Source organism: Micromonospora sp. BS32 (genome assembly GCF_059089345.1).
In genome coordinates, this window is the sequence record NZ_JBSSHR010000006.1 from 277,362 (window position 1) to 296,360 (window position 18,999).

At 73.0% G+C, this 18,999-nt stretch carries 17 protein-coding genes; 5 read left to right on the forward strand and 12 right to left on the reverse strand.

Features of this window, described 5'->3' with window-relative positions; translation table 11 throughout:
- Nucleotides 1–22 precede the first annotated feature (22 nt).
- On the forward strand, nt 23–1,090 hold the full coding sequence (locus AC5RWQ_RS12835; RefSeq protein WP_494282948.1) for a glycosyltransferase family 2 protein: 1,068 nt from the start codon (nt 23–25) through the stop codon (nt 1,088–1,090).
- Nucleotides 1,091–1,265: 175 nt separating this feature from the next.
- On the opposite strand, the gene AC5RWQ_RS12840 is transcribed toward AC5RWQ_RS12835, so the two are convergent.
- The 3 genes from AC5RWQ_RS12840 to AC5RWQ_RS12850 are packed head-to-tail and all read right to left on the reverse strand — an operon-like array spanning nt 1,266 to nt 3,254.
- Nucleotides 1,266–1,937, reverse strand: a complete 672-nt coding sequence (locus AC5RWQ_RS12840) for a DUF3618 domain-containing protein (RefSeq protein ID WP_494282949.1) — start codon at nt 1,935–1,937, stop codon at nt 1,266–1,268.
- Nucleotides 1,934–2,398, reverse strand: a complete 465-nt coding sequence (locus tag AC5RWQ_RS12845) for a phage holin family protein (RefSeq protein ID WP_494282950.1) — start codon at nt 2,396–2,398, stop codon at nt 1,934–1,936. The genes AC5RWQ_RS12840 and AC5RWQ_RS12845 overlap by 4 nt, the downstream gene beginning before the upstream one ends.
- Nucleotides 2,399–2,429: 31 nt before the next feature.
- Nucleotides 2,430–3,254 carry a hypothetical protein gene (locus tag AC5RWQ_RS12850; protein WP_494282951.1) on the reverse strand — a complete coding sequence of 275 codons (825 nt, stop codon included), beginning with the start codon at nt 3,252–3,254 and terminating at the stop codon, nt 2,430–2,432.
- 203 nt (nt 3,255–3,457) lie between these two features.
- Here AC5RWQ_RS12850 and AC5RWQ_RS12855 point away from each other — a divergent pair, with 203 nt between their 5' ends.
- Nucleotides 3,458–3,940 (forward strand): DUF4383 domain-containing protein, encoded by a 483-nt coding sequence (locus AC5RWQ_RS12855; RefSeq protein ID WP_494282952.1) that lies wholly within the window; start codon nt 3,458–3,460, stop codon nt 3,938–3,940.
- 108 nt (nt 3,941–4,048) lie between these two features.
- Nucleotides 4,049–4,708 (forward strand): DUF6766 family protein, encoded by a 660-nt coding sequence (locus tag AC5RWQ_RS12860; RefSeq protein WP_494282953.1) that lies wholly within the window; start codon nt 4,049–4,051, stop codon nt 4,706–4,708.
- 28 nt (nt 4,709–4,736) lie between these two features.
- Here the strand turns inward: AC5RWQ_RS12860 and AC5RWQ_RS12865 are convergent, their stop codons facing one another.
- From AC5RWQ_RS12865 to AC5RWQ_RS12905, 9 genes are all read right to left on the reverse strand, one after another.
- A complete protein-coding gene (locus AC5RWQ_RS12865) occupies nt 4,737–5,186 on the reverse strand; it encodes a GNAT family N-acetyltransferase (RefSeq protein WP_494282954.1) in 450 nt (149 codons plus the stop codon).
- 70 nt (nt 5,187–5,256) lie between these two features.
- Nucleotides 5,257–6,735 carry a GTPase ObgE gene (obgE, locus tag AC5RWQ_RS12870; protein ID WP_494282955.1) on the reverse strand — a complete coding sequence of 493 codons (1,479 nt, stop codon included), beginning with the start codon at nt 6,733–6,735 and terminating at the stop codon, nt 5,257–5,259.
- A gap of 90 nt (nt 6,736–6,825) precedes the next feature.
- Nucleotides 6,826–7,080: a 50S ribosomal protein L27 gene (gene rpmA / locus AC5RWQ_RS12875; protein ID WP_088960747.1), complete on the reverse strand. Its 255-nt coding sequence runs from the start codon at nt 7,078–7,080 to the stop codon at nt 6,826–6,828.
- A gap of 11 nt (nt 7,081–7,091) precedes the next feature.
- A complete protein-coding gene (rplU, locus tag AC5RWQ_RS12880; RefSeq protein ID WP_088960746.1) occupies nt 7,092–7,406 on the reverse strand; it encodes a 50S ribosomal protein L21 in 315 nt (104 codons plus the stop codon).
- A 178-nt stretch (nt 7,407–7,584) separates the two neighbouring features.
- On the reverse strand, nt 7,585–8,082 hold the full coding sequence (locus tag AC5RWQ_RS12885; protein WP_494282956.1) for a hypothetical protein: 498 nt from the start codon (nt 8,080–8,082) through the stop codon (nt 7,585–7,587).
- A gap of 121 nt (nt 8,083–8,203) precedes the next feature.
- Nucleotides 8,204–11,233, reverse strand: coding sequence for an Rne/Rng family ribonuclease (locus AC5RWQ_RS12890; RefSeq protein WP_494282957.1), 3,030 nt, complete (start codon nt 11,231–11,233; stop codon nt 8,204–8,206).
- A gap of 130 nt (nt 11,234–11,363) precedes the next feature.
- Nucleotides 11,364–12,083 (reverse strand): TIGR03936 family radical SAM-associated protein, encoded by a 720-nt coding sequence (locus tag AC5RWQ_RS12895; RefSeq protein WP_494282983.1) that lies wholly within the window; start codon nt 12,081–12,083, stop codon nt 11,364–11,366.
- 125 nt (nt 12,084–12,208) lie between these two features.
- Nucleotides 12,209–13,981, reverse strand: a complete 1,773-nt coding sequence (locus AC5RWQ_RS12900) for a hypothetical protein (RefSeq protein WP_494282958.1) — start codon at nt 13,979–13,981, stop codon at nt 12,209–12,211.
- A 175-nt stretch (nt 13,982–14,156) separates the two neighbouring features.
- Nucleotides 14,157–16,157 carry a TIGR03960 family B12-binding radical SAM protein gene (locus AC5RWQ_RS12905; protein WP_334490990.1) on the reverse strand — a complete coding sequence of 667 codons (2,001 nt, stop codon included), beginning with the start codon at nt 16,155–16,157 and terminating at the stop codon, nt 14,157–14,159.
- Nucleotides 16,158–16,289: 132 nt separating this feature from the next.
- Here AC5RWQ_RS12905 and AC5RWQ_RS12910 point away from each other — a divergent pair, with 132 nt between their 5' ends.
- Together AC5RWQ_RS12910 and AC5RWQ_RS12915 are read left to right on the forward strand one after the other, a co-directional pair.
- The gene (locus tag AC5RWQ_RS12910; RefSeq protein ID WP_494282959.1) at nt 16,290–17,474 is read left to right on the forward strand and encodes a hypothetical protein; all 1,185 of its coding nucleotides are present in this window, start codon (nt 16,290–16,292) and stop codon (nt 17,472–17,474) included.
- Between the two features lie 50 nt (nt 17,475–17,524).
- A complete protein-coding gene (locus tag AC5RWQ_RS12915) occupies nt 17,525–18,997 on the forward strand; it encodes a cryptochrome/photolyase family protein (RefSeq protein ID WP_494282960.1) in 1,473 nt (490 codons plus the stop codon).
- Nucleotides 18,998–18,999 lie beyond the last annotated feature (2 nt).

Sequence of the window (18,999 nt, forward strand, 5' to 3'; positions counted from 1 at the left end):
ACCACCGAGTAGGGAGCCGTCGATGTCACTCCTCCATGGCCGAAGCGCCCCCCGTACCGCACCCCGTACGACCGCCCGTGCCGGTCACCTGCCGTCCGCCCCCGCCGGCGCCCCACCAGGCCGGCTCCCCGTCGAGTACGTCCTGCCGCTGCGCTGGCCGGACGACGAGGCCCTGCCCGAACTGACCGGCTACCTGCGCGACCTCGCCCGGCTGGTCGACGTGACCGTGGTCGACGGCTCCCCGCCGGAGGTCTTCGCCCGGCACGCCGGGGCCTGGCACGGCCTGGTCCGGCACCTCGCCCCCGGCCCGGCGGTCCGCGGGGTCAACGGCAAGGTCCGGGGCGTGCTGACCGGGGTCGCGGCGGCCCGGCACGAGCACGTGGTGATCGCCGACGACGACGTCCGCTACGACGAGGCGGGGCTGCGGGCAGCGCACCGGCTGCTGGGCGCGTTCGACCTGGTCCGCCCGCAGAACTACTTCGACCCGCTGCCCTGGCACGCCTGGTGGGACACCGGCCGGACGCTGCTCAACCGGGCCCTCGCCGCGGACTGGCCGGGTACCCTCGCCGTGCGCCGGAGCACCTTCCAGGCGATGGGTGGCTACGACCCGGACGTGCTCTTCGAGAACCTGGAACTGGTCCGGACGGTGCGGGCGTACGGCGGGACCGAGGTCGCCCCGCCCTGGCTGCACGTGCGCCGACTCCCCCCGACCGCCGCGCACTTCCGTGGCCAGCGGGTCCGCCAGGCGTACGACGACCTGGCCCAGCCGGCCCGGCTGCTGGTCTCGCTGGCGGTGCTGCCCGGTGTGGCGGCCGCGGTCGCCACCCGCCGGTCGGGCCTGCTGCTGGCGGCCGCCGTGACGACCGCGGCGCTCGCCGAGTGCGGCCGACGACGGGCCGGCGGCGCGGCGGTCTTCCCACCGGCCACCGCCCTGGCCGCCCCGCTCTGGCTGCTGGAACGCGGCGTCTGCGCCTGGATCGCCGTCGGCCGCCGGCTGACCGGCGGGGCCGCCTACGCCGGCACCCGAATCCCCCGCGCCGCCACCCCCCTCCGCACCCTCCGCCACCAGCACTCCCCTCGCCCACGCTGACCTCCGCCCGGCCCCCCGCGATCTTGCACCTTCGGCCCCGGCGAAAATTTCATAAGCGACATCTCGCGGGCCGCAACTGCAAGATCGCGGGAGGGGGCGGGTTGCGAAACAGCTCGCGGCCACGCCCCGGCGAACGCCGGGAGTGGCCGCGAGCTGCGGGTACGAGTGGTCCCGATCAGTACCGGACCTGTTCGCGCGACTGCTGCGCCGAGTCCTTGACGTCGTGCGCGGCGGACCTCGTGTCGTCCTTGACCGCGTGCACGGCGTCCTGCGCGGTGGACTTCACCGACTCGGTGGCGTGCTGCGCCGGCTCGCGCAGCTCCTCCTTGAGTTCGCTGGCCACCTCGCTCAGCTTCTCCTTGACGACGCCGCTGTGCTCGCCCGCCTTCTCCTTGACCTGCGTCGCGAGCTCCTGCTCGCGACGGGTGGCCGGAACCAGCGAGGAGACCAGCATGCCGACGCCGAACGCGATCAGGCCGGCGGCCAGCGGGTTGCCCTCGGACTTCTGCCGGATCAGCTGCGGCGCCCGCTGGGCGGCGTCGCCGACCGAGTGGGCCTTGTCGCTGACCGTCGACGCGGCCGAGTGGGCCTTGTCGCTGACGGTGGAGGCCGCCGAGGAGGCGTGGCCACCGGCCGCGTGGGCGGCGTGCCCGGTGCCGTGGCCGAGGTCGGAAGCGGTACCCATAACCTTGTCCCTCACATTCTGCAGCGCGTTGCGCGCCCGCTGCTTACGGTCGTCGACGATCCGGCTGGGGCTGACCTTGTACGCCAGCGCGTCCACGTCGGTGCTGAGGCTGTTGCGGGTGGCCTCGATCTCCCGGCGGATCTGGTCGGGGTCGGTGCTCATCGGGTGACTCCCTCCGGGTGCGGCTTGAGCGCGTCGGGGATCTGCTGCACGCTGTCGTTGGTCTGCTTGAGGCCGCGGATCCGCTCCGCGTTCTTCTTGGCCTTCGAGTAGAGGACTGCGGCGACCACGGCCCAGACGACGGCCACGATCAGCGCAGCCAGGCCCGAGTCCATGACGTTGTCCAGGAACTGCCACACGGCGATGGACACGAACAGCGCCACCATGTAGCCGCCGAAGCCGGCGCCACCGTAGAAGCCGGCGGCCTTGCCCGCCTTCTTCCCCTCCTGGCGGATCTCGGCCTTGGCGAGCTCCACCTCCTGCCGCATCAGGGTGGACAGGTCGGTGGTGACCGATCGCATCAGGTCACCGATGGAGCTGCCCCTCACCTCGTCCGCGGTGTGCGGGGCACCCGCGGGGTGGTACCCGGAGTCCAACCCGGACCCCTGCGTCGGCATGCTCATGCCGCCGCCTCCCTTCGGATGACTCGTACGCTCACGGACGGTTGGTGCCGCTGGACGGAACGCCCGGCAGCGGGTCGGTCTCGCTCACCGGCGGCAGCGGCTGACCGGTGCCACCCACCGGGTCGGCGTAGCTGGTGGTGGTGCCACGGTCCGGGTAGGCAGCACCCTGACCGGAGTAGCCCGGGTCCGGCTCGGCGTAGGTGCCGGGGGTCGGGTCCAGGTAGCCGCCCGGCGGGACGGCGTCCGGCATCGCGCGCGGGGCCGGCGGGGTCGGGATGACCGCCGTGGCGTCCGGGTCGGCGTAGCCGTTGGCGCCGGTCGAGCCGTACCGGCCGTGGCTGCCGGTCGGGCTGTCGCCCGCCGAGGTCAGGCCCTTGGTGAGCCGGCCGGCGACGACACCCAGCAGGGCCGCGCCGACCAGGAAGGTACCCGGGTTGCGGCGGGCGTAGCTCTTCACCTCGTTGAGCAGGTCACCCGGCTCCCGCTCCTCCAGCCAGCCGGCGACGCCGTGCACCCGGTCGGCCGCCTGGTGGGCGAGCTCGGTCACCGGGCCGCCCTGGCCGGTCTGCGCCATCGAGCGCATCTCGTCGGCCAGCGAGCGCAGGCCACCGGCGGCCCGCCGCTGCTGCTCCGAGGTCTGGCCGGCGAGCTGGTTGCGCGCCTCGCCGTAGAGGTTGCGAGCCTGGCGCTTGGCCTCGCCGACCACCTCGTGACCCTGCTCCTTGGCGGTCTGCGCGACCGCGCCACCGGCGTTGGCGGCGTCGGAGCCGACCTGGCGGGCCTGGTCCCGGACACCGCCGCCGTTGCTCTGAGGCTGCCCGTACGTGGAAGACGTGGGTGAAAGATCGTAGGTCATGATTTCCCTTCCGCTCGGACATTCGTCGCGGTTCTGCGCTTGGGGGATCCCGCCGACCGTTCAGGTCGGCGTGTCCAAATCCCTACCCCCAGTCGCGTAGTCCATGCCTGATTCGTCATTTCTCTGCGCAACCCACCCGTCCCGGTCACACAATGGAGGGTCGTCCGGCTCCGGCCGGCAACCGCAGCACGGAGGTGACATCGATGGCGCGTGACGCGCGTGGACGCGCCGCGGCCGGACCGAAGCCGCGGATCCAGCTGGTGGCCGCCGCGATCGCCGCGGTGTTCGTCGCCATCGGCGTGCTCGGCTTCGTCCCGGGGATCACCACCGGCTACGGCGACCTGACCTTCGCCGGTCACCACTCCGGGGCGAAGCTGCTCGGCCTGTTCCAGGTGTCGGTCCTGCACAACCTGCTGCACCTGCTCTTCGGCCTGGCCGGACTGGTGTTGGCCCGTTCGGTCGGCGGCGCCCGCCTCTTCCTGGCCGGTGGCGGCGCCGCCTACCTGGGACTCTGGCTCTACGGCTTCGCGATCGACCTGGAGAGCACGGCGAACTTCATCCCGATCAACGACGCGGACAACTGGCTGCACCTGGCGCTCGGCTTCGGCATGCTCGCGACCGGCCTGCTGCTCTCCAACGACGCGGGCACCGGCGGCCGGCTGGACACCCCGATCGACCGCCCCTGATCACGTGGTGCCGCGTGCGAGCTGCGCAGATGGCCCGGAGTGTCGGAGTTTGACCAGGCAGCGGCCGGGGCATCGGAATCATCGTCAGGCACTGACGAGGAGGTCGTGATGCCCCGCTGGATCCGCACCAACGCGCTGAGCGTCGCGATGCTGGGCGCGTTCGTCGTCTTCCTCATCCTGCAGAGCATCTTCGGCTGGCAGACCCACAACGAGGAGCTGTCCGAGTACGGCGCACAACCGCTGAGCTGGCTGGCGTACCTCGGCAGCGGCCACTTCGCCGAGTCCGTCTTCGAGAACTGGGAGTCGGAGTTCCTCCAGATGGGCGGCTACGTGCTGCTCACCGCGTACCTGGTGCAGAAGGGCTCGGCCGAGTCCAAGCCGGAGGACCAGACCGACCGCCCCGAGGACGACGCGCGCCGCGCCACGCCCGACTCCCCATGGCCGGTCCGCGCCGGCGGGCTACCGCTGGCCGTCTACCGCAACAGCCTCTCCCTGGCCCTGCTGCTGATCTTCCTCGGCTCGTTCGTCGGCCACCTGCTCGGCGGGGTCGTCGAGTACAACGAGGAGCAGGCGTTGCAGAGCGGCGCCGCCCCGATCAGCGCCTGGCAGTTCCTCGGCACCAGCGACTTCTGGTTCCAGTCGATGCAGAACTGGCAGAGCGAGTTCCTGGCCGTCGGGACGCTGATCGTGCTGAGCATCTTCCTGCGTCAGCACGCCTCGCCGGAGTCCAAGCCGGTCACCGCCGCGCACGCCGAGACCGGCGCCTGACTCTCGCCCGGGCCGGCAGGAGCGCGGCTCAGGCCGCGACCGGCAGCCGCTTGGCGAAGCAGACGCTGTACGGGTTGTCGACGTACTCGCCGTAGACCGGGATCGGCTGGTAGCCGCAGGAGGTGTAGAGCCCGATCGCGGCCGGCAGGTAGCTCCCCGTCTCCAGGCGGAGCACCGAGTGCCCGCGCCGGAACGCCAACTCCTCCAGCGCGCCGAGCAACTGCCGGGCGATGCCCCGCCCCCGGTACGCCGGCCGGACGTACATCCGCTTCAGCTCGCCGGTCCCGGCGTCGAGCGCCTGGACCCCGCCGCAGGCCACCGCCCGGCCGGCGAGCACCACCGCGAGGTAGTGGATGTCGTCGTGGGTGATGGTGGCCTGGCCGTCCAGACCGCCGTCGGCCTCGCGCAACTCCCGCTGCTGGGCGACGACCAGGGCGGCGATCTCCGGGTCGTCAGCGGGACGGGACTCGATCAGCATCACCCCACGCTAGATCGCGCCGATTTCGCGGTGGTTTCCGGCGACCGACCCCGACCCGGCCGGAATGATGCTATTCCCAGTCCTCGTCGTCGTCGTCCGACACGTCGGCGTCCAGGCCGCCGGCCTCGATTTCGCCCTCGCCCTCGGGGCGCACCCGGCGCGCCTTGCGGGCGGCCAGCCGCTCGGCCGCCGAGAGGCGGTTCGACTTCTCCTCCAGCCGGACGTCGGTGCCCCGGTTGCCCGGGACGAAGTCGACGCCCGCGTAGAGGGTGGGCTGCCAGTCGAACTCGCGCTCGCCGATGCGCACCAGGTCGCCCGGCTTGGCGCCGGCCTTGGCCAGCTTCTCCTCCACGCCGAGGCGGGCCAGCCGGTCGGCCAGGAAGCCGACCGCCTCGTCGTTGTCGAAGTTCGTCTGGCGGACCCAGCGCTCCGGGCGGGTGCCCCGGACGGTGAAGGAGCCGTCACCCTCGGTCTCGATGGTGAAGCCGGCGTCGTCGACCGCCCTCGGGCGGATCACGATCCGGGTCGGCTCGGCCGGCGGCGCCGCCTTGCGGGACTGGTCGACCAGCTCCGCCATCGCGTACATGAGCTCCTTGAGCCCCTCGCGGGTGGCGGCGGAGACGTCGAACACCCGGAAGCCGCGCTCCTCCAGGTCGGGTCGGACGATGTCGGCGAGGTCCTGCCCGTCCGGCACGTCGACCTTGTTCAGCGCGACCAGGCGGGGCCGGTCGGCGAGGCCGCCGTACTCGGCCAGCTCGGCCTCGATGGTGTCGATGTCGGCGAGCGGGTCCCGGCCGGGCTCCAGCGTCGCGGTGTCGACCACGTGCACCAGCACGGCGCAGCGCTCGACGTGGCGGAGGAACTCCAGCCCCAGCCCCCTGCCGGTGGCCGCGCCCGGGATCAGGCCCGGCACGTCGGCGACGGTGAAGGTGTGGTTGTCGACCCGGACCACGCCCAGGTTCGGCACCAGGGTGGTGAACGGGTAGTCGGCGATCTTCGGCTTGGCGGCGGAGATCACCGAGATCAGCGACGACTTGCCGGCGGACGGGAAGCCCACCAGGCCGACGTCGGCGACGCTCTTGAGCTCCAGCACCACGTCCAGCCGGTCACCGGGCTCGCCCAGCTCGGCGAAGCCGGGAGCCTTGCGCCGGGCGTTGGCCAGCGAGGCGTTGCCCCGGCCGCCACGGCCGCCCCGGGCCGCCTCGAAGGTGGTGCCCGCGCCGACCAGGTCGGCCAGCACCTCGCCGTCGAGGGTCTGCACGACGGTGCCGTTCGGCACCTTGATCACCAGGTCGTGGCCGTTGGCCCCGTCCCGGTTCGAGCCCGCGCCGCCCTTGCCGTTGTCGGCCTTGAGGTGCGGACGGAAGTGGAAGTCGAGCAGCGTGGTCACCTGCGGGTCGACCACCAGCGACACGCTGCCGCCGTGCCCGCCGTTGCCCCCGTCGGGGCCGCCGAAGGGCTTGAACTTCTCCCGGTGGATGGAGACACAGCCGTGCCCGCCGTCGCCGGCCTGCATGTGCAGGACGACCCGGTCAACGAACGTCGTCACGACGCCAATCCTTCCAGCGGGGTACGCCCCCGCAAGCAAAAAGACGAAGCGGGCCGGGACTCGAGGTCCGCGGCCCGCTTCGCCAGAGCACTACTGCTGCGGCACGATGCTGACGGTCTTGCGACCACGCTTGGTGCCGAACTGGACCGCACCGGCGGACAGCGCGAAGAGCGTGTCGTCCCCGCCGCGGCCGACCAGGTCACCGGGGTGGAACTTGGTGCCACGCTGACGGATGAGGATCTCACCCGCGCTGACGACCTGACCACCGAAGCGCTTCACGCCGAGTCGCTGGGCCGCGGAGTCACGACCGTTACGCGAGCTGGACGCACCCTTTTTGTGAGCCATTGGAGGACGACCTACTTCCCGCTGGAGATGCCGGTCACCTTGACCTGGGTCAGCGGCTGGCGGTGACCCTGGCGCTTGTGGTAGCCGGTCTTGTTCTTGAACTTGTGGATCCGGATCTTCGGGCCCTTGGTGTGCGCGGCGATCTCGCCGGACACCGCGACCGAGGCAAGCTTTGCCGCGTCGGTCACCAGGTCGTCACCGTCGACGAGGAGCACCGCGGTGAGCTTCACCGCGTCGCCGGGGGCACCGGCGAGCTTCTCGACCTCGATCACGTCGCCCTCGGCGACCTTGTACTGCTTGCCGCCGGTCTTGACGATCGCGTACATCGGAGGCGGACTCCCTGTCGTTGAGGCTGCTGGCGGTCGTTCCCACGGCGACTCGTCGGGTAGCAGTGACACCGGCGGCGCGGGCACGCGGGAACTCGGCACACCAAAGTGCGCCGCAGGAAAGGGTACGCCATGGACCGGCCGACTCCCAAACCGGGCCCGCCGACACCACCGCCGGTCAGCGGGCGCAGAGCTGGTCGAGGCGCTGCTGGAGCCGGTCCAGCTCGGTCTCGTCGATCGACTCGACGTCGGTGCCGAGCATGCCGACCTCGGTGGCCAGGTCCGCCAGCAGGGTCTTCAGCTGCGGATCGGTGGCCCGGGCGGCCTCCCTGCGCAGCGTCGTACGCCAGGTGGTCAACGCGGCTTCGGCCCGCTTCCGGGCGGTTTCCGCCCCCGTGCTGTCGTTCGCCCCGACCGCCGCGATCATCTTGCCCAGTTCCTCGACGTACGTCCGGACGGCCGTCGACGAGGCCTGCTCGGCCTCCGCACAGATCCGGGGCCCGTTGCCGCCGGCCGGGGAGCCGCTGACGGGCACCGACGGGACGACGGTGGGCAGGGCGGACGCGCCGAGGGGCGGGGCGGACGACGCCCGGCCGGGGGTGCCGCCCGTCCGGTCGTCGGAACAGCCGGTCAACAGGACGGCGGTCACCACGGTGGCGGCGAGCAGGCGGCGCATGGGTCTTCTCCTAGCCGGGGGGTGACCGATCGTAGCCCCGGCCCGGGAGACGCGGCAGGGCCCCTCCCACCGGCACGATCACCGGGGAAGGGGCCCTGCTGGACGTCGGGCGCTCAGCGCCTCACGGCCGGGTCCGCCGACGGGCGCCGCCACGGCGGGAGCGGCGCCGGCCGGTGCCGCCCTCGCCACTCTCCTCCTCGGAGTCGCCGATCGCGTCCGGGTCGTCCGACCCGGCCAGCCGGGCGGACTCGCCCTCCTGGGCGTCGGAGACCGCCGGCGCGGCGGCGGTGTCTGCCTCGTACCGGGACAGGTCGTAGCCCATGGTGTCGTGGTACTCGGAGTCGGTGGCCGGGTCGGCCTGCTCCGGGCTCTCCGTGGTCTCCACCACGGTGCGCTCGGCGGGCACCGCGCCCTTGCGGGCCCGGCGCCGGGACGACGCGCCGCCGACGGCCTGCTCGGCGGCCGGGGCGGTGACCGCGGCGGCCACCGCCTTGACCTTCTCCGCCGGGCCGCCGGTGCGCGGCTTCTCCGGCACCGGCTCGGTGTGGATGACCACACCCCGACCCTTGCAGCACTCGCAGGGCTCGCTGAACGCCTCCAGCAGGCCCGCGCCGATCCGCTTGCGGGTCATCTGCACCAGGCCGAGCGAGGTGATCTCGGTGACCTGGTGCTTGGTCCGGTCCCGGCCGAGGCACTCGGTCAGCCGGCGCAGCACCAGCTCACGGTTGGACTCCAGCACCATGTCGATGAAGTCGATCACCACGATGCCGCCGATGTCGCGCAGCCGCAGCTGGCGGACGATCTCCTCGGCCGCCTCCAGGTTGTTGCGGGTGACCGTCTCCTCCAGGTTGCCCCCGGAGCCGGTGTACTTGCCGGTGTTGACGTCGACGACGGTCATCGCCTCGGTCCGGTCGATCACCAGCGAACCACCGGAGGGCAGGAAGACCTTGCGGTCCAACCCCTTGATGATCTGCTCGTCGATCCGGTACTCGGCGAACACGTCGCTCGTGCCGACGTGCCGGCGCAGCCGGGCGACCAGGTCCGGCGAGACGTGCGACAGGTACGACTCGACCATGTCGTACGACTGCTCGCCCTCGATGACCAGGTCGCGGAAGTCCTCGTTGAACAGGTCCCGGACGACCCGGATGACCAGGTCGGGCTCCTCGTAGAGCAGCACCGGGGCGCCGCCCTCGGCCGCCTTGGCCTGGATGTCCTCCCACTGCGCCTGGAGCCGCTTGACGTCGCGGGCCAGCTCGTCCTCGGTGGCGCCCTCGGCGGCCGTCCGGACGATCACGCCGGCGCCGTCCGGCACCAGCTTCTTCAGCACGTCGCGCAGCCGCTTGCGCTCGTTGTCCGGCAGCTTGCGGCTGATGCCGGAGGCGTTGCCGTTGGGCACGTAGACCAGGTGCCGGCCGGAGAGCGCGATGTGGCTGGTCAACCGGGCGCCCTTGTGCCCGATCGGGTCCTTCGTCACCTGCACCAGCACCGAGTCGCCGGAGCGCAGCGCCTGCTCGATCGAGCGGGCCCGCCCCTCCAGGCCGGTGGTGTCCCAGTTGACCTCACCGGCGTAGAGCACGGCGTTGCGGCCGCGCCCGATGTCGACGAACGCCGCCTCCATGCTCGGCAGGACGTTCTGCACCTTGCCGAGGTAGACGTTGCCGGCCATGGTGGCCGACGAGTTGCGGGTGACGTAGTGCTCGACCAGCACGCCGTCCTCGAGGACGGCGATCTGGGTCCGGTCACCGCGCTGGCGGACGGCCATCACCCGGTCGACCGCCTCCCGGCGGGCCAGGAACTCCGACTCGCTCAGGATCGGCGGGCGGGTACGGCGCTGCTCGCGGCCGTCCCGTCGGCGCTGCCGCTTGGCCTCCAGCCGGGTCGAGCCGGAGACGCCCTGCACCTCGTCGACGGCCCGGCGCGGCTCGCGGATCTTGACCACGGTGGGCACGCCGTCTTCGACGGCCCCCTCGACCTCACCGGCGCCCCGGCGGCGGCGACGGCGCCGGCGGCGGGTCATCCCGTCGCCCTCGCCCTCTTCCTCCTCGGGTTCCTCGGCCTCGCCGGCCTCGGCCTCCGCCTCGGCGGTCTCCTCGGCCTCGTCGTCCTCGGTGTCGTCGGCACCGCCCTTGCCGCGACCGCGGCCCCGGCGCCCGCGACGACGGCGGCGGCGAGCGGCGGCGGCCTCGTCCTCGTCCTCTTCCTCGGCGCCCTCCTCGGCCTCGCCGGTGGGCTCCTCCTCCTCGGCCTCGACCGGCTCGGCGGCCTCGACCGGCTCGACCTCCCGGCGGGCCCGTCGGCGCCGCCGGCCGGTCTCGGCCGGCTCCTCGGCGACCGGCTCCGCGACCGGGCCGGGCTCGACGACCCGGAAGGTGGGCAGTTCCTCCGCCTGCGGGGCCATGAAGAGCACGGTGGGCGCGGCGATGGTGGCCCGCCGGCGCCGGGTGCGCGGTGCGGGCTCGGTCACCTCGGCCTGCTCGCCACCGGGAACGGCGACACCGGGCGGAACGTCGCCGGACCGGCTCTCGGCGCCGGAGGCGGCGACCCCCGGCTCGGGGGTCGTGGGCTCGGCGGCGGGCTGCGCGGGCCGGTCGGCCACGGTCGGCTCGGTGGGCGCCGCCGCCTCGACGGCGGGCTCCTCCTCCTCGGCCTCGACCGGCTCGGCCGCCGGGACGGGGGGCTCGACCGGCGTCTCGGCCGCGACCCCCACCGGCTCGGCGGAGGTCTCCGCGGCCGCCTCGGCCGCCGCGGGGGCCGCCTTCTTCCGGCGGGTACGGGTCACCTTCACCGGCGGTACGACCTCGGCGGAGGCCTCCTCGGCCTCGGCGGCGACCGCCGGCTCCTCGGCCGCCTTCGCGGGGGTGGCCTTGCGTCGGCGACGGGTGGTCTTCGGCGCGGTGTCCAGTTCACCGGCGACCGGGGCCAGCACCTCGGCCTGGTGCGTCTCGTCGGTGGCGGACGCCGAGCCGGCCGGCGCCTCGGCGGGCGCCTCGACCTGCTCCGGTTGGTTCAGTGGGGCCGCCGCCCGGCGCCGGGTGGTGCGCCGACGGGTCGGCGCGGCCTCCGGGGTGGTGCCGTCGGCGGTGCTGTCGGCGGTGTCGCCGGCCGGCTGTGAACCGGTCCGTTCGCCGCCCTCGGGCTCGTTCTCGAGCATGGACGTTCTCCAGTTCTGGCTGCCCCGGGCGCGGGTGAGCGCTGCCACGCAGGGTTGCCGCAAAAGTGTTTCCGCCGATCGCGCGAGGTGCGCGACCGCCGAAGTCTGCCTGCCAGAGCACTGACGTGGGTCAGTGCTCTCCGATGGATGCCCCGCCGCGGTCCGCGTCCAACGGATCCACAATCTCGCCCTGCGCGGTCAACGTGCCCTGAGCCAGCCGGATCACCCTGGGGGGAACCGGCGGCTCCAGGTCGGCCACCACGCGAAGGCCGGAAAGGACGTCATCGGGCCGTACGGACGGGGTGACCTGCCGCACGACCAGTTCGAGTATCGCACACGACACGCCCGGGTCCCCGGAAGGCGTCTCCGTCGGCGGCAGCACATCGATGCGCATGACGGCGGCCCGCGCGTCGAAGGTGCGCCGGCCCTGCTTGGTCATCCGCTCGACCTGCACCTCGTCCGCGGCGACGAAGGCGGAAACCGCCCGTTCCAGGACGGCCTGGTCGACCTCGGGCAGCTCGATCCGCCAGTGCGACGCCTCGATCCGGTCGGCGAGGCTGCCGCCGGCAGCCACCACTGCGTCCAGCACGTCCAGCCCGGGCGAGAGCGCGGCGTCCAACGCGGCGCGCAACTGCTCCGGGTCGACGACCGCCTGGAGGCCGATCTCCAGGTACTCCGCCTCGCTGGCCACCCCGGTGGGAGCGGCGCTGGCGTAGGAGATCTTCGGGTGCGGGGTGAAGCCCTGCGAGAAGGCGACCGGTATGCCGCCCCGGCGCAGCGCGCGCTCGAAGGCCCGGGCGAAGTCCCGGTGCGAGGTGAACCGCAGCGGCCCTCGCTTGGCGTACCGGATCCGGATCCGCTGGACGACGGGCGCCTGCCCGCCCTCCGGCTGTGGTTTCCTGCTGATCGTCGTGCTCCTTGCTCGGGTTTTCGTCGCTGCCGTCCCCGCCGGGCCCGGTGCGGGCCGGGGAACGGTCAGCCGTCGCGGCGCCAGAGCGCCCAATGCTGTTCGGCGTTCCCGCCGACGCGGTGGAAGCCGTACTTCGTGCCGTTCCAGTCCCAGCGGTGCCGTTCGTCCTTCGGGTCCGGATACCAGCGGGCGATCACCACCTGCGCCGACGCGGGCGGCACCGACACGAAGTTCGGCACGGCCGTCCAGGTGATCTCGTGTTCGTGGTTGAGCCGGATCCCGAGGTGGTACGCGCTGCTGGTGGCCACCCGCTCGCCGTCGCGCAGGCCCAGCGACGTCAGCGACGGGCTGGGCTTCAACAGGACGCTGTACGGGTGCAGCACCCGGACGGTGAGCAGGCCCATCATCACCAGGTTGCCGGCGACGGCGAGCGCCAGCACCGGCTGCCAGCCCCAGCGCAGGCGGCACAGCAGCACGATGGCGGTGCCACCGACGAGCGCGATGGCGGTGCCCAGCAGCGGCCGGATCCCGGCCCAGCCGGCGGTCATCGCCATCAGGTCGGGCGCCGCGAAGACGCCGTAGCGCAGCGGCGAACCGTGCCGCTGCTCCAGGGCGACCCGCCAGGCGACGAAGCCGCCACCGGCGGCGGTCAGCGCGGCGGCAGCCAGCCAGCCGGTGAGCAGGGCCCGCCGGCGGGCGGCGAAGACGACCGCCAGGCCGAAGACCAGCCACAGCGGCGCGAAGGCGTGGATGTAGCGGGCGTACACCGCGTCCCGGCTGGCCGACGGGACCCCGACCAGGATCAGGGCGCAGCCCAGCGCGACGCCGAGGGTGGCGGCCAGCGCGGCGACCGCCATCCAGCGGCGGGCCGGGTCGACCGAACGGCGGGTGATCAGCCGGACGGCGGAGAACCAGCCCAGCGCCGCCATCCCGCAGGTGATCGTCAGCACGTACCAGAGCTGGGTGGTGAGGCTGGCCAGCACGAACCCGGCGCCCTTGGAGCTGAGCAGCGCGTCGACGGTGCTCCCGCCCGGGCTGGCACCGGCCAGCAGCAGCTTGTCGCCGAGCAGGGCGATCAGCACCTGGTTCCCCACCACGGCGGCGGCCACGGTGGCGAGGGCGACCGCCAGCGGGCGCCAGCCCAGCCGGCGGCGCACCGCCCAGACCAGCACCACGCCGACGTGCACGGCGAGGATGACCACCCCACGAACGTGGATCAGGTAGTACGCGCCGGCGGCGGCCGTGGCGCCGAACGCCGCGAGCATCCGCTCCGGGCGGCGCAGCCACAGGGCCAGCAGCAGGATCCAGGCGACCGTGAGCGCGGCGAGCACCGAGTCGGTCAGCGCCATGAGGGAGTAGAAGATGGTGGCCGGCATGGTGGCGGCGACGACGGCGACCGCCAGGGCCCGGCCGCGCGGCATCGCCAGCACCCGGGTGCCCAGCAGGTAGGCCAGCGGCAGCAGCGCCGAGTTGACCAGCGCGTTGATCACCCGGACCAGCCCGTAGCTGACGGTGAAGGAGTGCTCGCCGAGGAAGGCCGGCGAGATCAGCAACTGGTACCCGGCCCGGCGCAGGGCCCCGTTCTCCGAGCTGAAGCCGCCCGGACCGCCCGCGAAGACCCGCGCGGCGTTGAGGTAGCTGTCCTCGTCGGTGTGCGCGATGGGGACGACGACCGAGCGGGACAGCCACACCCGCCACGCCACGCTGGCCAGGTAGCCCAGCACCAGGAGCACGACGACGAGGCGTCGGGACGGGCCGCTACGGCGCTGCGGCTCGTCCCCCTCTTCCGTCACCGACGGTCGTGCGTCGATGTCCTGCTCCGTACCGGTCTGCAGCACCAGCGTCCCCCACGATCGCCCCGCGGCCAGTTCTCGGCACCACTCACACCGCCGGACGCGGGGCGTCCGACGCCGGCGGGCCGACGTCGGACACGGTAGCGGACCGACCTGGAGTCATCGCACCCCGTGGCGCGACGCCCCGCCGGGTGCGTTTGCGGCGGGGCTTGCGGCGACGTCAGGCCGTGGACGCCGCCGTCGCGGGCGGCACCTTGAGGCCGCCGCCGTTGACCGGGGTCAGCGGGAGCAGCTTCCGACCGGTCGGGCCGATCTGGATCTCGGTGTCCATGGACGGGCAGACCCCGCAGTCGAAGCACGGGGTCCACCGGCAGTCGTCCTGCTCGTACTCGGAGAGCGAGTCCTGCCAGTCCTGCCAGAGCCAGTCCTTGTCCAGCCCGGAGTCGAGGTGGTCCCAGGGCAGGACCTCCAGCTCGTCGCGCTCCCGGGTGGTGTACCAGTCGAGGTCCACGCCGAAGGTCGGCAGCACCTCGGTGGCGGCCTCCACCCAGCGCTGGTACGAGAAGTGCTCGCTCCAGCCGTCGAACCGGCCGCCGTTCTCCCAGACCTTGTGGATCACCGCGCCGACCCGGCGGTCACCGCGGCTGAGCAGGCCCTCGATCAGCGACGGCTCGCCGTCGTGGTAGCGGAAGCCGATCGCCCGACCCAGCGAGCGGTCGGAGTTGATCGCCTGCTTGAGCAGCCGGAGCCGGTGGTCGATGACCTCCGGCCGCGCAATCGGGGCCCACTGGAACGGGGTGTGCGGCTTCGGCACGAACCCGCCGATGGAGACCGTGCAACGGATGTCCTTGGACCCGGTGGCGGCCCGGCCGGCCTTGATGACCTCGTGCGCCATGTCCGCGATCTCGAGGACGTCCTCATCGGTCTCGGTCGGCAGGCCGCACATGAAGTAGAGCTTCACCTGCCGCCAGCCGTTGGTGTACGCGGTGACCACGGTGCGGATGAGGTCTTCCTTCGACACCATCTTGTTGATCACCTTGCGGATCCGCTCCGACCCGCCCTCGGGGGCGAAGGTCAGACCGGTGCGCCGACCGTTGCGGGACAGCTCCTGGGCCAGGTCGATGTTGAACGCGTCCACCCGGGTCGACGGCAGCGAGAGCGAGACGTTGGTGCCCTCGTACTGCTGGGCGAGGCCGGAGCACATGTCGCCGATCTCGGAGTGGTCGGCCGACGACAGAGACAGCAGGCCGACCTCGTGGAAGCCGGAGAACTCCAGGCCGTCGCGGACCATCTGGCCGACCGTGGTGATCGAGCGCTCCCGGACCGGCCGGGTGATCATGCCGGCCTGGCAGAACCGGCAGCCGCGGGTGCAGCCCCGGAAGATCTCCACCGCGTACCGCTCGTGCACCGTCTCGGCGAGCGGGACCAGGGGCTTCTTCGGGTACGGCCAGGCGTCCAGGTCCATCGTGGTGCGCTTGTGCACCCGGAACGGCACGTCCGGACGGTTCGGCACGACCCGCTGGATCCGGCCGTCGGGCAGGTAGTCGACGTCGTAGAAGCGCGGCACGTAGACGCTCTCGGTGCGGGCCAGCCGCAGCAGCAGCTCGTCCCGGCCGCCCGGCGAGCCCTCCGCCTTCCACTCCCGGACGATCGTGGTGATCTCCAGAACCGCCTCCTCGCCGTCGCCGAGCACGGCGGCGTCGATGAAGTCGGCGATCGGCTCCGGGTTGAACGCGGCGTGGCCGCCGGCCACGATCACCGGGTCGGCGTCGGTGCGGTCGGCGGCGAGCATCGGGATGCCGGCCAGGTCGATCGCGGTGAGCAGGTTGGTGTAGCCCAGCTCGGTGGAGAAGGAGATGCCGAACACGTCGAACGCGCGCACCGCGCGGTGCGCGTCGACGGTGAACTGCGGCACGCCGTGGGCGCGCATCAGCTTCTCCAGGTCGGGCCAGACCGCGTAGGTGCGCTCGGCGAGCACGTCGGGCAGCTCGTTGAGGACCTCGTAGAGGATCTGCACGCCCTGATTGGGCAGGCCGACCTCGTACGCGTCGGGGTACATCAGCGCCCAGCGGACGGTCGCCGCGTCCCAGTCCTTGACCACCGCGCCCAACTCGCCACCGACGTACTGGATGGGCTTGGTCACCTGGGGCAGCAGCGGCTCCAGCCGAGGCCAGACGGAAATGGCCGCGGCGTCGCGCGGTGTCGTGGACGGGGCACTCATGATGCCCAAGGGTACGCGCCCGCCGGCCGGACACCGCACGCGCCGCAGGACCGACCCCCGTCCGCCGGCAGGTTGGTCGGAGGTGGCGCGCCGGTACTAACCTCGCTACCGGCGCGAGAGGAGATTGCCGCGATGCCGGAGCCGCAGCCGGGTACCGACCGGCCGGCCGACGGGAGCACCCCGGTCGGAGACCGGGAGCGGGATCCGGCGGTCACCCACGACGAGCCCACCAGCTCCCCCGTACCCCCGCCCCCCGGGGCACCCACGAACCCGCAGGACGACCCCGGGCCCGACCCGACCCTGGTGGAGGCCGCGCCGGAGCCGCCGGCGCCGCGCTGGAGCGGTTCGGCCGCCGTTCCGCCCCCGCCGCCGCGCCAGCGCGCCTGGGGCGAGTCGGCCGAGCCGACCCCCGTGCCGCCCGCCCCGCACGAGCCGCCCGAGCACCGCACCCCGGTCGACCCGTGGGCGGGCGTGGACACCGGCGGCTGGGAGCTGAACCATCCGGACCTGACCCCGCTGCCGCCCACGCTGCCCTACCCTGTGCCGCCGATGACCCGGCCCTACCCGGCCCCGATCGGCCAGCAGCCGGGCGCCGGCCAGCCGGTGCCCCCGCCCACGCCACCGGCGCGGCCGGTGTCGCCGCCCCCTCCCCCGCCACCGCCGGTGCCGGCCCGGCCGCCGAAGCAGCGCCGCGGCCGTCCCGACCCGGTCACTCCGCCGCCGGGGTGGCAGGCCCCCCCGGGGTACGTCCCGGTGCCCGTGCGCCGTCGGCGTCGCTGGCCGTGGGTGCTGCTGCTGACCCTGCTCTGCTGCTGCGGCTGCCCAGCCTGGTTCGGCAAGCCGATGTGGGAGCAGTACCCGGCCGACGCCGCCCTGCCCGGCGAGGTGGCCGACCTGACGCTGCGCAGCGACGCCCGCAGCGAGGCGACCGCGAATCGGCTGAAGACACAGGTACGCGAGGCCAACCTGCTCGCCGAGGACGTCTTCGCCGGGGTCTACGCGACCCCGGACGGCAAGCTGGTGACCGTCTTCGGCGGCACCGGCTTCCGGTTCGACCCGGAGTCGGGCGCGAAGGACGAGCTGACCCGGCTCACCGACACGTACCGGCTGGGTGAGGCGCAGCCGGTCGACACCGGCGTCCGCGGCCGGTACGAGCGCTGCGCGGTGGGCGCCGCGGACGACGGCGACGTGGTGGTCTGCACCTCGGTTGACTACGGCAGCGTCACGACCGGGGTCTTCACCCGGCTCTCGGTCGACGACAGCGCGCGCCTGCTGGCCACCCTGCGGGAGCAGATCATCACGCAGGGGCAGAACTGAGGCTCGAGAGTCTGGCGCCTTCAGACCACCCGGACGTGCACAATTAGGACATGTCGCGGCGGTGGCTCTTCGCCGATCAGCTGGGGCCCCACTTCCTCGACGACCGGCGCCAGCCGGTCCTGCTGATCGAGTCGAAGGCGGTCTTCCGCCGTCGCGCCTACCACCGGCAGAAGGCGCACCTGGTCCTCTCCGCGCTGCGCCACCGCGCCGCCGAGCTCGGCGACCAGGCCCGCTTCCTGCGCACCGAGACGTACGGGGAGGCGCTGCGAAAGGTCCCCGAACCGCTGGAGGTGTGCCACCCCACCTCACGGCGGGCGCTGGACTTCGTGCGCCGGCAGCGGGACGTGACCGTCCTGCCCGCCCGCGGCTTCCCGACCAGCCAGGCGGACTTCGCCGACTGGGCCGACGAGCGTCGCGGGGCGCTGCGGATGGAGGCGTTCTACCGGTTCGCGCGGGAGCACCACGGCGTGCTGATGGCGGGGACCGAACCGGTCGGCGGCCGGTGGAGCCTGGACACCGAGAACCGGGAACCCCCGCCGAAAGGAACGGACCGGCTCGACGTCCCGACGCCGCCGATGCCGAGGGAGGACGACATCGACGCCGAGGTCCGGGCCGACCTGGACCGCTGGGAGCGGGAGGGGATCCGGTTCGTCGGCCGGGACGGGCCACGCCGCTTCCCGGCCACCACGAAGGAGGCCAGGACCCGGCTGCGGCACTTTCTCAGGCACCGGCTGCCGGCGTTCGGCCCGTACGAGGACGCGATGCTGGCCGGTGACCCGTGGATGGCGCACAGCCTGCTGTCGTCCTCGTTCAACCTCGGTCTGCTCGATCCGATGGAGGCGGTCCGCGGCGCCGAACAGGCGTACCGGAAGGACGGCGCGCCGCTGCCCAGCGTGGAGGGCTTCGTCCGGCAGATCCTCGGCTGGCGGGACTTCGTCTGGCACCTGTACTGGTACTTCGACCCCGGTTGGCAGGGCGACAACGCGCTGGCCGCCCGGCGGCCCGTACCGCCCTGGTGGCACGGCCTGGACGCCGACGCGGTCGACGCGCACTGCCTCTCCGACCTGCTCGCCGGGGTACGCGACCACGGCTGGGTGCACCACATCCCCCGGCTGATGGTGCTCGGCAACTACGCCCTCCAGCGCGGCTGGCGCCCCGCCGAGCTGGTGGAGTTCTTCCACACCAGCTTCGTCGACGGCTACGAGTGGGTGATGACCGCCAACGTGATCGGCATGAGCCAGTACGCCGACCTGGGCCGGATGACCACCAAGCCGTACGTCGCCGGCGGCGCCTACATCAACCGGATGAGCGACTACTGCGGCGGCTGCCGGTACGACCCGAGGAAGCGGCTCGGCGAGGACGCCTGCCCGTTCACCGCCGGCTACTGGTCGTTCCTCGCCCGCAACCGGGATCGGATCCCGAGCAACGCCCGGATGGCCCGCGCCATGAAGCAGCTGGACCGCCTCACCGACGTCGACGCGGTGATCGCCCAGGAGAAGCGGCGCGGCGACGACCCGCCGTGAGA